The sequence below is a fragment of the Candidatus Omnitrophota bacterium genome (assembly GCA_041653595.1).
In the GTDB taxonomy this organism is placed as follows: Bacteria; Omnitrophota; Gorgyraeia; order Pluralincolimonadales; family Pluralincolimonadaceae; genus Pluralincolimonas.
Genome location: JBAZFB010000029.1, coordinates 1 through 13,344 on the forward strand (window position 1 = coordinate 1; position 13,344 = coordinate 13,344).

At 41.4% G+C, this 13,344-nt stretch carries 12 protein-coding genes; 8 read left to right on the forward strand and 4 right to left on the reverse strand.

Going from position 1 to position 13,344, the window contains the following annotated elements; all coding sequences use genetic code 11:
* The 8 genes from WC317_07695 to WC317_07730 all read left to right on the forward strand — a co-directional run.
* Positions 1 to 273 (forward strand): PfkB family carbohydrate kinase (locus WC317_07695; GenBank protein MFA5340009.1); only part of this gene is annotated, 273 nt, incomplete at its 5' end.
* Positions 274 to 387: 114 nt separating this feature from the next.
* Entirely contained in the window at positions 388 to 5,868 is a 5,481-nt protein-coding gene (locus tag WC317_07700) for a hypothetical protein (GenBank protein MFA5340010.1), read from the forward strand.
* A gap of 16 nt (positions 5,869 to 5,884) precedes the next feature.
* Positions 5,885 to 6,379 carry an O-acetyl-ADP-ribose deacetylase gene (locus tag WC317_07705; protein MFA5340011.1) on the forward strand — a complete coding sequence of 165 codons (495 nt, stop codon included), beginning with the start codon at positions 5,885 to 5,887 and terminating at the stop codon, positions 6,377 to 6,379.
* On the forward strand, positions 6,376 to 7,611 hold the full coding sequence (locus WC317_07710; GenBank protein ID MFA5340012.1) for a hypothetical protein: 1,236 nt from the start codon (positions 6,376 to 6,378) through the stop codon (positions 7,609 to 7,611). The genes WC317_07705 and WC317_07710 overlap by 4 nt, the downstream gene beginning before the upstream one ends.
* 86 nt (positions 7,612 to 7,697) lie before the next feature.
* Entirely contained in the window at positions 7,698 to 8,063 is a 366-nt protein-coding gene (locus WC317_07715; GenBank protein ID MFA5340013.1) for a hypothetical protein, read from the forward strand.
* A 17-nt stretch (positions 8,064 to 8,080) separates the two neighbouring features.
* Positions 8,081 to 9,301, forward strand: coding sequence for a tetratricopeptide repeat protein (locus WC317_07720; GenBank protein MFA5340014.1), 1,221 nt, complete (start codon positions 8,081 to 8,083; stop codon positions 9,299 to 9,301).
* Positions 9,302 to 9,444: 143 nt separating this feature from the next.
* A complete protein-coding gene (locus tag WC317_07725) occupies positions 9,445 to 9,813 on the forward strand; it encodes a hypothetical protein (GenBank protein MFA5340015.1) in 369 nt (122 codons plus the stop codon).
* A gap of 9 nt (positions 9,814 to 9,822) precedes the next feature.
* Positions 9,823 to 10,365 carry an ORF6N domain-containing protein gene (locus WC317_07730; GenBank protein ID MFA5340016.1) on the forward strand — a complete coding sequence of 181 codons (543 nt, stop codon included), beginning with the start codon at positions 9,823 to 9,825 and terminating at the stop codon, positions 10,363 to 10,365.
* A 352-nt stretch (positions 10,366 to 10,717) separates the two neighbouring features.
* Here WC317_07730 and WC317_07735 read toward each other — a convergent pair whose 3' ends face one another.
* The 4 genes from WC317_07735 to WC317_07750 form a co-directional block, all read right to left on the reverse strand.
* Complete coding sequence (locus WC317_07735) at positions 10,718 to 11,623, reverse strand: Fic family protein (GenBank protein MFA5340017.1); 906 nt, start codon at positions 11,621 to 11,623, stop codon at positions 10,718 to 10,720.
* Positions 11,624 to 11,703: 80 nt separating this feature from the next.
* Complete coding sequence (locus WC317_07740) at positions 11,704 to 12,276, reverse strand: flavodoxin family protein (GenBank protein MFA5340018.1); 573 nt, start codon at positions 12,274 to 12,276, stop codon at positions 11,704 to 11,706.
* Positions 12,277 to 12,284: 8 nt separating this feature from the next.
* Positions 12,285 to 13,067 (reverse strand): TIM barrel protein, encoded by a 783-nt coding sequence (locus tag WC317_07745; protein MFA5340019.1) that lies wholly within the window; start codon positions 13,065 to 13,067, stop codon positions 12,285 to 12,287.
* A partial coding sequence (locus WC317_07750; GenBank protein ID MFA5340020.1) for a nucleoid-structuring protein H-NS occupies positions 13,067 to 13,344 on the reverse strand: 278 nt, incomplete at its 5' end. The genes WC317_07750 and WC317_07745, both read right to left, overlap by 1 nt.

Sequence of the window (13,344 nt, forward strand, 5' to 3'; positions counted from 1 at the left end):
GGCCGCGGGTCTCCTCCGAGGTGGTCTTGTGTTCGAATCCCGGCTTTTAAGGTCAAAACAGCCGACACCATAGGCGCGGGCGACGCTTTTACAGCAGGGCTTATCTATAAGCTTATAGAACAGGGAAGAGCAGAATTCTTCTCCAATATAAGGCCCAACATGATATTCGCTTCGGCAGTTTCCGCGTTAATCTGTACTAAACCAGGCGCGAATAAAGGATTAAAAGATATAAAACAGGTCAATTCATTTCTTTTGAAAAATATTGACTTATAGGGCATATTCTGGTATACTTTATTTTAATAATTATTTTGCGTTGTTTAAGATAAGCCATAAAGAAGGGCTTTTTTAAATTAGCTGATATTAAAGACTTTTTAAAGGTGTTAAATTATGAGAAGAAGAATTAGCATATTCTACATAGCTTTAATATTTATGCTAATGGAGTTATTTTTAAGGCATGATGCGGCTTGTTCATCAGATAATACTTACTTGCGGCCTCCATTGTTATTCGGCAATATCGTTTATAAAAATGAATGGGATCCCGCGTGGGGCGAGCCTAGCGAAGAATCTATGAGGATAGCTAGAAATATCCTTAGAAACAGCGATAACAAAGACTTTTTCCTGGGATTTCCGACTACCTCATTTAACGTAGAACTATTGGAAGTCAATAAAATATGGCTAGAAACGCAAAAAGCAATAGATGTTTTTAAAGCTATATGCAAGATAAACTTTGACTGGGCGGCGGCTATATTGATGCAGCCTCACATGTCCAATCACATATCGACCCAGCCTCTTATATCCAACCATATTTTTTTAGAGTATATATTAAAAGTTGATTATGATAAGCCGTATCTGGCGGCGGTCCTGACCAGGGGTTTGAAACTTTCAGAATCCCGGTCTTATGTGGGGTTGATAACAAAAGTTTATAAGATGGATTTTTACGATGAAGAGGTCTGCTATATTTTTTGCAGAAGCTATTCTCGCAGCATAGGATATTCGGAGGAAAAAGAAAGGAAATTCCTGTCTATGCTGGATGACGAAAGCGTCAGTTTCTTGATAAATAGTCACTCCCGTATTTTAGAAAGCAGGCTGAAAATAGAAAATGTCAAAAATGAAACAGCCCGGATAGAGGAGCTAAGGAAGGAAAAGTTGGGATTATCCATAGCTTTAATAAACGAAAGACCTGGGATAAAAGAATTCCTTTCTTCTTTAAGTTATAAATGGCTCGGCTTATCAGAAGAAGGACTTCCAATCTCAATAGCGCTGCATGAGCTTCGAAATAACTGGGACAGTTTTAATCTAGATCCTAAAGTAAATCTTTCTGTGCCTATAGGCGACGCATTTTTAGAGCGTGTGGATGTTAAGCTGTTAAGGCAGATGATACGAAGCGATATTCAAAGAAAAACAAGCGAAAACAGCAAGCATCTGGTATATGTAATTTCTCTTATTCAGAAAGAAGATACGGCATGGTTATTAAAAACACTGGAAGAGTTATTGCCTGATAAGGAACGCGATGAATGGACGATCTCATTGATCGCCATTAACATACGAGAACAATCTCTGCGGACAGCCGGCGATATAGTTAATTCATATGAAAATAAATTAAAAGTACGCGCGTATTTTTTAAAGACAGATATTACGGACGCCGGACAAGTATCCGCTTTGACAGATTTAATTTCTAGGAATAAGCTGTCAGGAGTAGCGGATGGGGTTATGCATAATACGGGCTGCGCGACTTTGGGAACTCGCGAAAAATTTTATTTTCAATTCTTACGTAAGTTTTGCGGTAAAAATGCGTGGTTGGAGGTAGATAGGGAAGAATCGTATTCGGCTATCTGCTTAAAGAAGCTGGCTCCCACAGAAGCCAGGGAGTACATGGAAGGCGATGAGCGCTATGTTAATAAAATCACGAGTTGTGGTTTTACGCTTATGCCTGTATTTTTATGTCAAGGTACGGGCTATGCGCTCAGGGTTCCCATATCAGGCGGTTCTTACGAAAGAACGAAAACCGCTTATAAACACCTGGCTGAAATTAATAAATATGCGGAATCGGTGATTAGGGGAGTTTCGTCAGATACAGCGGTCTTGACGCTGCAGACAGACGATCGCGCAATAAAAGATGAATTGGGCGAAGAACTGGAATATCGCTTTAATGGATATGAGAGAGGGGCGCTATTAAGTATGATCCATAGTCCCTCTAAATCCCGCGGCGAGATTGAAGCGAGACAAAACGCGATAGACGCGTTCAGAAACCTTCCTGAGAGCAAGCAAGACCGGTTATTAGAAAGCAAAAAAGCCATGTACGAATTTACTATCAATTTATATAATCTGGTTGGCAATCAAAATAGGGATGAATTTGTTTTGCTCGCTAAAAAAAGCGGCTATGACGCGGCAAAGTTTATCAAGCTGCTGGAAGGGCAAAAACAAGATGATCGAACTGAGTCCATACTGAAAAGTATCCGCGAGTCAGTATCTGTTTTACCGCAATATAAAGATTGTATAAATGATTTCTTGAAAGAATTCGAAACAGTCGATGATCCTCTGGTAATCGCTCTTGTAGGCATATTAAAGAGCCGTTACAGAGAATTTAATATTCGCGATTTTCAGGATGTTCTCACATTTCTGCGCGACAGAGGTCCTGAGGCAGTATCTGAATTAACGGGATATTCCCTTGATGTATTGAGCGTCGGGGTTAAAATAGGCTTATTTTTCGAGTTCGCGAATTTTATAAAGGAGAATGAGTATTGTAAGGCTAGTTTTGACAGTGCTAAGCCGGTATTTTACCAGGACGGGTGGAATTTTATGCGTAAAAAGAAGGGCCAGATAAAAAATCCTTCCGGCACTAATGCTACTATTAAACTCCTTACCGGTTCGAATATGTCGGGAAAAAGTTTTTTCCTGGTCCAGAATCTTTTTATACAGCTTTTGGGGCAATCTTTTGGGTTTATCCCAGCCGCGTCCGGAAATTTGCGTATCTATGACCAGATAGTTTTTATTGACCGCGCCGCCACTGACGCGACCATGAATCTAAGCGCTTTCGGAAGCGAGGTGGGAAAATGGAAGAATACTCTGGATACAATAGGAAACAAGGCGCTATACCTCGTGGATGAAGGTTTTTCAACAACATCTCCTGATGATCAGGCAAAACTTCTCGCGGGCGCGTCGGATTTATTCCGCGATAATAACGCTCATGCCATACTGGCCACCCATAACGAGCAATTTATAATGGGTCAGCAGAAGAAACCCGGTACCGTCGTTTATCACTTTGAAGCGATAATCAATAAAGTAGCTTTTAAACAAAAAGATGAGAGCGAAGACAGCTATGATGATAAGAAAAAGGGGCCGATTACCTTCACGCATAAACTTAAAGACGGTTTTGACGACTCTAAGGCGCTTGAAGTGGCGAAGCAATTAGGGCTGCAAAAGAGCCTTATTGACCGCTCAAAGGATTTTTTGGCGGGAAAGCCTGGTCCCATAAAAGTACCACGTTCCAAGACAACAGCAGAAATAAAATCGTATACGCCTGGGGAGCGCATCCGGCTTAAAAAGAAACTGGGTAATTTCTTGCCGTTTTTCCCATATGAGGACGTCCTGGAAGAACGGGAAGACACGCCTGTTATTTCAGGCGAATCAAAGCCCCTTCAATGGAGATACGGCAACGCTTCCGAAGAAGCGATGTACCGTGACAGGTCTGGCAGAAAACTTAATTTTAATCCTGTATTCACGCTTTTCAGCGGCGACCGCGATTTCAGCCCATGGTCTATAACTAACGCTGATTACGGTATTTTAAGGAATTCTGAAGTGTTAGAAAGCATCCACCTGATCATTATGTCATCTCCTTCGCGCGACCCAAGGGAAATTCTGGAGCGGCAGCGTATGTTCAAGGCGATATTAAGCGATAAGGAAAGCTTCAAAGGCGGTGATTGGAAGGTTTCCATGATGATTGGCAATATCGGCAGTTATCTTGAAGGGTTTCAGTTAAGTGAAGCATCCCCTATTGACAGGTTTAATCTTTATATGTTGCTTGAGTCTTTGCAGGAAATCGAAAGGTTCGACGCGACCCAAGCTCGCACTGACCTTTTTCTTAAAATACTGGACATGAACCTCAAGCTTAACGGATCATCCCTGGAAAAAATAGGAGTGTCGGATGAGCTTTCAAAGATATCAGACATCTGGAAGCTGCAAAAAGAAATGCGCGATTTTGAGAATAAATATACTTTTAATAAAACAAATGAAAATGACCCTGAAATGCCTGGAAAAAGAAAGCGGATTTACGATGAGCTTAAGCGGCTTACGGGAATAGAAAGATGGTCTACAATAGAATACGGCGCGGGCGATATAGTTAAAAAAATTCTTATTGATATTTTTCGGAAAGCTACAGGCGTTGACATAAATGAAGGCGGAAATCCAGGCCTTTTAATAGAATTTCTTAAGGAAAGCGAAAGCGTGGGCACATTAAAAGCTGTATCGGCTTTTGAACCGGAAAACTGGGATATCGCGGAAAAAGCTCTTGGTGAGATAATGGAGGCGGTCAGGAATGAAAAATATGACGGTATGGGCATATTTATTTCCGATTATATCAGGTTTTCCGAGAGCTTGCGCGCCTTACTGTGTAAAGAAGATACCTTGACTGAATTCGTCGCGTGGCTCAAAAGCTATGACTCGGTCCATTTGCACCAGATAGCGAACTATTACGAATTCATCCTGAGGCCCATTGTCGGGAAGAGTAAAAACGGCAGGGAATACCTGGCGGAACTAAAAAAAATAAAGATCGATGTTGATAAGGCAAAGGCGGAAAAAGAAAAATGGCAGGAACTTTCCAGGTCACATGACTACGCTTCCATGCTCTCCATGGCAAAAGACTGGCTGCAGGAAAGGTATAGTTATCTTTCGAAACTCTCCGAAAATGACCCAGGTTATTACGGGAGAAAAGATGAGGACCTTAAGCATATAAAAGTGCTTCTTGAGGCAGCACAAGGAGTAGTCGCAATCGATGAAGCTTCCGTTAAACAGGAAATAGAAAAGTTCCTTAAAGAAAATTACGGCCGAAGCTTAGAAAACTCGGAATTTAGCGCAAGATACACTGATAAAAGGCAGCGCCGCCGCCATCTTGATGGAAGGCAGATATGGCCCGAGATCTCGAAATTATTCAAGTTGTTTTCGCTCGCTTTCATTATAGAAGATAACAGATGGAAAGAAGTCGCATTTACCGACAATCCGGAACTTTCCATAACAAATGCCTGGAGCGTTGTTAAGACAAAAAGTGAGCAGGTCCGCAATTCAGCCAGGTTCGGCTCAGGCGAGATGGCGCGCCTTTTCAGCGGTTCCAATATGTCAGGCAAGACATTCCACATGAAACAGCTCATATGGGCAATATTATCGGCGCAGGCTACGGGTTTCGCGCCGTGTGACAACATGACATCGCCTATTTTCGATAAAGTCCTGTATATCGACAGGGTTAAGGCGGAAAGCGACCGTAATATATCCTCATTTGGCCTGGAAGTGGAATACTGGAAAAGATTTTTTGATCACGCGTCAACCAGCGGGCTTGTGTTCGGCGCAATTGACGAGGCAGGTTCGACCACCTCGCCTAAATATCAGTCCGCTCTTTCATATGCCATCGCGGACGAGATGCTGGCGCTCGGCAATATGCTTGCCATGGCTTCGCACAACCATGATTTCCTTGACGCGTTCCATGAGGCGAATAAAGACCGCACAGCCATATACCATTTAAAGACACATGAAACGGAAGACGGCGGCATCATATTTGATTATGTTCTGGAGAAAGGCCATGCCTCGTCAAATGCCATCAAGGTCGCCGAACAGCTTGGCTTAGGTATGGTTACGCGTTTTATTAAGAGCTCCTTGTAACCAACGCGCTGTCACTATGGGAAAGATTGAGATAAAAATAGGCGATATCACCAAAGAAAACACGGATGCTATTGTGAATGCCGCCAATACCTCGCTTTTAGGAGGGGGAGGGGTGGATGGGGCTATTCACAGGACTGCAGGGCCTGATCTTTTGAAAGAATGCCGCACTTTAGGCGGCTGTAAGACAGGGCAGGCAAAGATCACCAATGGATATAACCTCCTGGCTAAATATGTGATACACGTGGTTGGGCCTGTATGGCATGGCGGCAACAATAACGAAGAGCCGCTCCTGGCAGGTTGTTATACAAACGCCTTAAGGCTTGCGAAAGAGTATAATATTAAAACCATAGCGTTTCCCGCTATAAGCACAGGCGCGTACAGATTTCCTATAGATAAAGCGGCAAAAATAGCCAAGGAAACCGTCATAAATTTTCTATCCAAAAATCCTGAAATAGAAAAAGTGATTTTTGTCTGTTTTAATAAAGAAATTTTGAATAGCTATAACACATGAAAAAGATAAACATGATATTTAACGTGATTTTAATGTTTCTGCTTATAGGCCCGGGATTTGCCTATTCAATCGATACGCTCCGCGTCCCGGTAAATACGAAACAAACTATCGACCGCGCGGAAAAAATTGAGGTCAAAATTAAGCTGGCGGATATTATTTCCCGTATCGGAAACCAGGCAGGGCCGCCGGTTATTTATAATATGCGGCCTTTTAACCTGGATGATTTTATTGGATCGGTCAAACAGAGCAAAGTCTTTAATAATCACTATGGCGGAGACTGGCGGAGTTTCCTCAAAGACCTTGAAAACAATCACAGGTCACCTGCCTATGCATTTCTATTAGACCGCCTACAGCCCAAGCATAAAAGCCACATTTACAGGATCAAAGAGCAGCACGCATTGATAAAAGAGATGGTGCCGGACCTTATTGCCGAGAAAATAAATGCAAGAAAAGCCAGCGAACCAATATACATAAGGCTTGTGACTCTTGGCGGGGAATATGACCCTTTTTCCCTGGGCACCACACTGATAGAATCCATAGAGAGTGAACTAAAAAATAACTATCCTGATCTGGCATTAGGCAGGGACGTTATCCTTAAGATACAGGATGTCCAAATAGATCCTGGCGTGAACAACGAAATAAAAAAGATAAAAGAGTTTACCGTGAAACAGACGATGTATGAAGGCCGGCCTGTTCCCGAAGAGGTGAAACAGCATATAAAAGCGTTGAACAAGAACAGGGATAGATTGTCGAATATTATAAAATTCAGATATGGCTCCATGGGGGACACGAGGCCGGGCGGATTAATGGCAGATGTTTTAAAAGATAACCCGGATCTGGCCGTATGCAATCTTGTTTTTTACCATCTTGATGTAGGGCACCAGAAAAATTTCATAGATTTTATAGGCCGGACCGCTTCGGAAAAAACTACATTACTGTTCGCTTTCAATACAGAACTGCTTACCTATGGGGATGACAGGTATGTGGATGAATTCAATGGCGACAGAGACCTTATGCTCCAGGTCCGTCCGACATACGCGAAAGACTATCCGCCTCTTTTCGAGAAATATTTTAAATTAAAGAGCGTGCCGATTGGACAATTGAACTCGAATTTTTACATTATGCATAGAAAAGACGCGCTGAGCCGCCTTGAAGATACAAAAAATCGGGCATTCCAGCCTGAAATATACAATATTTTAAGCGCAAATAAAATGCTGCAGAAAACTCTCTAACGGCTGTTATTTTCTCAGCACATTTCCCTTTACTTGCCTGACCCAACGCGTTATTATATATACAATTACAAAAAAGGAGGGGCTTTATGAAACTTTTTCTGCTGCTCATGTCTTTATTTTGGATAGCGGTCGGAATAACGCTTATCCTGTCTCCCGCAAAATTCAAATCGTTTTATACCCGCCTGATAAAACCCGCAAAAGCGCTGTTCATTTTGCCCTTAGTTATCGGGTTATTGCTTATCTGGTCATCGCCCGCGTCAAAACTTGAATGGTTCATAAAAATACTGGGCATTATAGCCCTGATTAAGGGTATATTCATCCTGATATCCCCGATAGATACTATAAAATCTATAATCAACTGGGCAATGAGCCGGCCTGATAAATTCTATCGATTATATGGAGTTTTTATAATACTTTTAGGTATTATAGCGGGTTGGAGCGTAACGTGGTAAGAGAGCAGGTTAGAATAATGAAGAAACTGACAACATTAATTATTGTGGCGACTTTTTTATGCATTAATGACGCTTATTCTTTACCTCCCAACGATATCCTAAGGCCTCCTCTGGATGGCTCAAGAAAAGTAGAAGAGGCCCTAAAAATACAAGAAACCACAGAAAAAGCAAAGCAAATCAGTTCAAAAACCAACAACAAGCCCTTTTTGCCGATTATCATTGCATCTATTATCTTTGTCCCGTTTATAAGCATACATCCTCAGGCATCCCAGGACAGTCTAAAGCTAAAAAATCCTACTGCAATAGGACAGGTCATTGATCCTCAAGCCAAAAAGCAAGTCGAAGATTATTATAAGAAAGCCGATGCTTACTATGAGTCGGGCAAATACGCCGAGGCAATTGAGTTATTTAAAAAAGTGATAGAGATCGATAGTGACTATCTCGATGTCTACCGCAAGCTGGGAAACGCATATGCCAAATTAGGTAATTATATTAAGGCAGCTGAAACTTATAATGCTTTAGGGTGGCAGCTTTCTGGTTTAATATCGTTTCCTGTTGACAAAACCGAAGAAATCGAGGCGTACAAAGAAGCCATAAGGCTTGATCCCAAGTATTACGAGGCTTACTGCAATCTAGGCACCGCCTACTATATCGTAAGCAAATACGTCGAAGCGATAAAGGTCTTAAAAAAAGCGATTGAATTAGAACCTAAAAAAAGCATAGCGTATATAAACCTGGGGGCGGCTTACGAGGCATCTGGCAAATACGCCGAGGCTATAAAAGCGTTGGAAGAGGCCAGAAAACTTGATCCCGACAGTCCGTATTTACACACCATGGGGTTGGCCTATGCAGGTTTAGAAAATTATACCGAAGCCATCAAATTGTATAAAGAAGCTTTGGCGGGTTACAAACGTTTGCCAGGTTTTTTCTCTCTGCTTATTCACTATGATCTGGGTTTGGCTTACAATCAAGTGGGAAAATACAGTGAAGCGATAGAGTCATTTAAAAAAGCAATAAAATATAGCCCTAAGTATGCCAAAGCTTACTATAATATGGGTCTCGCCTATGATAAGATAGATAATCATATCGAAGCAGTTAAAAGTTTTAGAAAAGCAATAGAACTGGATCCAAGGCTATTAAAAGATGTGCCGGAGAAATTTAAAAAAGAAATAGAAAGCGATAAAGGGCAATCATTTAATCTGAAAAATATCTCAAAAGAACAATTGTTCGGCATTTAGTCAGATCCTGCCATATTACGCAATATCCCCTAAGGCCCAAAGATTACAGTTATCCAAACCACACTTTATTTAAAAAATAATCAAAATAGTTGAAAGAAAAGCGCCTCCTAAATGTGTCTTATATAGTAGGAGGGAGGTGCTTTATGAAGGAGACACAGTTTTGGGCGTTTTTGGAGCGCATGTGGGAGGAGAGGGGCAGGGAGCCAATGATGGCGGGTCAGATCGATGACCTTAATCCTAATGTCCAGGCAGTAAGCCACTATATCATGAGCCATGCGCTATTGCCGCGAGATTATGCCAATATCCATGCGGAAGCCATAACCATGATGGGCAGATTGCTGCTGGAAAAAGGCATACAGCGCAAAACCAGGGAAGCAATTATGATAATCCTTGCTCATCATGGTTCAGAGGCGGCGCTTTATGCGCTGAGGATTTATAGCGTTAGGCCGAAACCGGGTTTGGAGATATTTAGCCGGATGGCGTTGGAAGAATGTGAAAGTTGGCAAAAATAAGGAGGTATAATGAAAGAATATATTCCACTAGAGCGGATAGAAAGCAAGATATTTATGATTCGCGGGCAAAAGGTTATGCTAAGTTTTCATTTAGCTGAGTTATATAGAGTTGCAACAAAAGTGTTAATCCAGGCTGTAAAACGCAATATCGAGAGATTTCCAGAAGACTTTATGTTTCAATTGACATGGGAAGAAACGGATTCTTTAAGGTCACAATTTGTGACCTTAAAGAATATTATTGGTAGAGGTAAACATGTCAAATATTTGCCTTATGCCTTTACTGAACAAGGCGTGGCAATGCTGTCTAGTGCATTGCGAAGTAAGCGCGCAATACAGGTTAATATTGCCATTATGCGGGCATTTGTTAGGATTAAACAGGTTCTTGAAACACATAAAGAACTTGCTGGAAAATTAAAGGAGCTTGAGCATAAAGTCGGAAAGCATAATAAGCTGATAATAGAGATATTTGAGATCATAAAACAGCTGACGCCTAAGCCTCTAAAGCCCAAGCCGCAAATAGGGTTTCGGCAGGATCCTAAATGGAACAAGTAGCTTAAGAGATTGCTTCGCTTCGCTCGCAATGACAATTCTAGGGCACTCACAATGGACACATTTACGTATAATTGTAATATTTTCGTGTCTCTAATGGCCTAAAAAGGGGCGAATTAGGGCATTAAAGAAGCGAATCCGCAGTATAAAACAGCGAATACCATATATAGATTTATCCGAAAGAAGCAGTTATCCACAGCATTTACACAAATCAGCATAACTTATTTATTTATATATACTTATGAGTATTTTGCTTATATACCTAAGTTAACATAAGATACATTATAGGCGCTTTGGATTAGAATCATACACAATCGTTTTTATACGACTTCTCTCGTTTTCGAATTATATCTGGTTAATTTTTGTCAGGCGTGCCTTCTAATAATTCGTAGCCTTTTATTACGCTGTCACATAACATTTGCACAATATTCTTATTACCACCAAGGTCTGCCTTGCCCAATGCTGTATAATATTTATATCTGTCTTCGACCTGTATAATGGCCGGCGCAAAGCTATTGCTTAATAGCTGGGTTATGGTAATAAGGCGGCCTACCCTTCCATTCCCGTCAAAAAATGGGTGAATTGCTTCAAATTCATAGTGATCCATAGCTATTTTACTTATGATATCGCTATCCTTATAGTTATTGATATTTTTGATAAATTTGCCCATCCTTAATGGAACTTCCTGGCTATTAGGCAGTTTTATATCAACATTAATAAGGTTAACGCCGCCTGTCCGGTATTTACCGGGAAGCTTATTATTAAAATTATACATAATTATCTCATGCAGCTTTAGGATATACTTTTCGTCTATTTTAAAATCCTGTTTAACTGAACCTAATAAAAATTCCATAGCGTTCTTATGGTTAATTGCCTCAAAAACCTCGAACATTTCCTTGCCTTTTACTTTTTTGCCTTCAAAAGCCATTTCTGTCTCTTTTGCGGTCATGCGGCTTCCTTCTATAGCATTGGAATTATAGGTCATGTCCAGAAAGAATTTATCCCTTATCTTTTTGTCCTTATTCAATATCTTAATAGGATCTTTTACTTTATTGCGCAGGCCCATGACCATTTCCCTTAAGTCCACGTATTCTTTAAATAGGTCGTCTATATCCCTGGACTGCGCCGGATGAGGCAAAACGCTTTTATCGAGCCACCTGTATATAGTCTTATAGCTTACATCGAGACGCCTGGCAAGCTCGGATCTTGAAACATTGGTCGTTCCCAATATCTTTATTAGCTTTTCTTTGTCTGTAAACATATTGAGCTCCTATAAAATATTAGTAGGACATATGTCCTACTAATATACCTATAATTAGTATACCATATGTCCTATTGAAGTCAAGCTGCTTTTATACCAAGGGTAATTGCTTTTTCTCTTATATCGGATTTGTTTTTGATATCACCGGATTCTCCGGCGTTTGGGATGAGTAAAGATATGAATTTCATGCCTGTATAATCAGCTGTCAGTTTAAACGGCTTTTCAAGGGCATCCAGGCCTATATCCTCAAATGCGCTGGCTATCAGGACAAGCGTCTTCCCTTTTAACGGGGTTTTCATGGTACCTGCCTTATTATCCCATTTATAGAGCGAGAACATGCGGTCGAATACAAGCTTAAGCTGGGCGCTTGGGCCGTAGAAATATAACGGCGTTGCCATGACTATTACGTCTACTTCAGCCATTTTTGCCAGCACAGGCTTTGCCTCGTCATTTATAACGCATTCGTATTTTTCTATTTTCTGGCATGCCCGGCAGGATGTGCAGCCATTAGATTTATATTTCAGGAAAGCGGTTTGGACTATTTCCACTTCGGCCCCTTTTGATCGCGCGCCTTCAGCGAACCATTTTACAAGGGTTTCGGTATTGCCGTCCTTTTTAGGGCTTCCGGAGAGAACAAGTATTTTTACAACCATATCATGTCCTAAGTTTTGGTAAAAGATTTTATTAATTTATAGGCCTTGATGCTGTCCCCGACAGGATCAGGGCTTTCGTTTATTATGGTAATATCAGCGCCTCTTTTTATTATCTCTTCAATCAAAGGGACCATTGAACGCCTTTTTGTCAGCAAATGCCTTTTTTCGCCTTTTTCTGTATATTCTATGCCTGCTAAATGAGAATGTATGTGCTTAATGCCTTTTAATTTATCAAATATCTCCTTACAGTCTATCCCCTTCCCTTCTCTCGCTTCTAAATGCGCGAAATCCACGCAAAATTCAGACCCTGTTTCTTTCCTGAGCCTTAAAACCTCTTCAAGACTGCCGAATTGGGCGCGCTTCCCTGACACCTCGGGAGCCAAATCAACCTTCCATTTATTTTTCCTGATAATGGGCAAAAGTTCTTCTATACCTTTTTTTATTATCTTATATGTTTCTTCCGCGCTTCTATCCTGGTAAAATCCCGCGTGAAAGACAACATACCGGGCGCCCAGGTAATGCGCCCTTTCACAAGAGTCGATTATTCTTTTTTTGGAATCCCGGATCTTGTTTTTTTCTTTGGATGAGAGGTTGATGTAATACGGGGCGTGGACTGACAGCGATATATCCAGGCGATCCGCCAGTTTTCCTATTTCTTTGGCCGCGTCGTTTGTCATCCTTACGCCATAAGTAAACTCCACTTCCATGGCTGACAATCCGAGACAGCTTATGCCTTCAAGGGCTTTTATGTAACTTAACCCGCCCGGGCCCGCGGGCCCTACTCTTATCATTAGTCAAGGCCTGTATTTTTGATACTTTCGTAGAACTCCCTGTAATTTTCTTTTTTATCGCTGCTGCGGAGCGCCATTGCGGCCTTAGGGTGCTCGTTCATCATGCCTGCTATAGCATAGGGTATGACATAACCCCATTCTATTTTCTTGCTCAGGGAAATGAATTCACTGGAAATAACGTCCAGAATAGGCCTGATATCAAATTTCGGGTTCTTCAGAAAGCCTATCAATAGCTCTAAAGGGCAATTCCCTGCGGCCCTGCCGATCCCGTATATGG

Excerpts from the sequence above, each read along its gene's own strand:
- WC317_07700 (MFA5340010.1), top strand. The coding sequence starts at position 388 with ATGAGAAGAAGAATTAGCATATTCTACATAGCTTTAATATTTATGCTA.
- WC317_07705 (MFA5340011.1), top strand. The coding sequence starts at position 5,885 with ATGGGAAAGATTGAGATAAAAATAGGCGATATCACCAAAGAAAACACG.
- WC317_07710 (MFA5340012.1), top strand. The coding sequence starts at position 6,376 with ATGAAAAAGATAAACATGATATTTAACGTGATTTTAATGTTTCTGCTT.
- WC317_07715 (MFA5340013.1), top strand. The coding sequence starts at position 7,698 with ATGAAACTTTTTCTGCTGCTCATGTCTTTATTTTGGATAGCGGTCGGA.
- WC317_07720 (MFA5340014.1), top strand. The coding sequence starts at position 8,081 with ATGAAGAAACTGACAACATTAATTATTGTGGCGACTTTTTTATGCATT.
- WC317_07725 (MFA5340015.1), top strand. The coding sequence starts at position 9,445 with ATGAAGGAGACACAGTTTTGGGCGTTTTTGGAGCGCATGTGGGAGGAG.
- WC317_07730 (MFA5340016.1), top strand. The coding sequence starts at position 9,823 with ATGAAAGAATATATTCCACTAGAGCGGATAGAAAGCAAGATATTTATG.
- WC317_07735 (MFA5340017.1), bottom strand. The coding sequence starts at position 11,623 with ATGTTTACAGACAAAGAAAAGCTAATAAAGATATTGGGAACGACCAAT.
- WC317_07740 (MFA5340018.1), bottom strand. The coding sequence starts at position 12,276 with ATGGTTGTAAAAATACTTGTTCTCTCCGGAAGCCCTAAAAAGGACGGC.
- WC317_07745 (MFA5340019.1), bottom strand. The coding sequence starts at position 13,067 with ATGATAAGAGTAGGGCCCGCGGGCCCGGGCGGGTTAAGTTACATAAAA.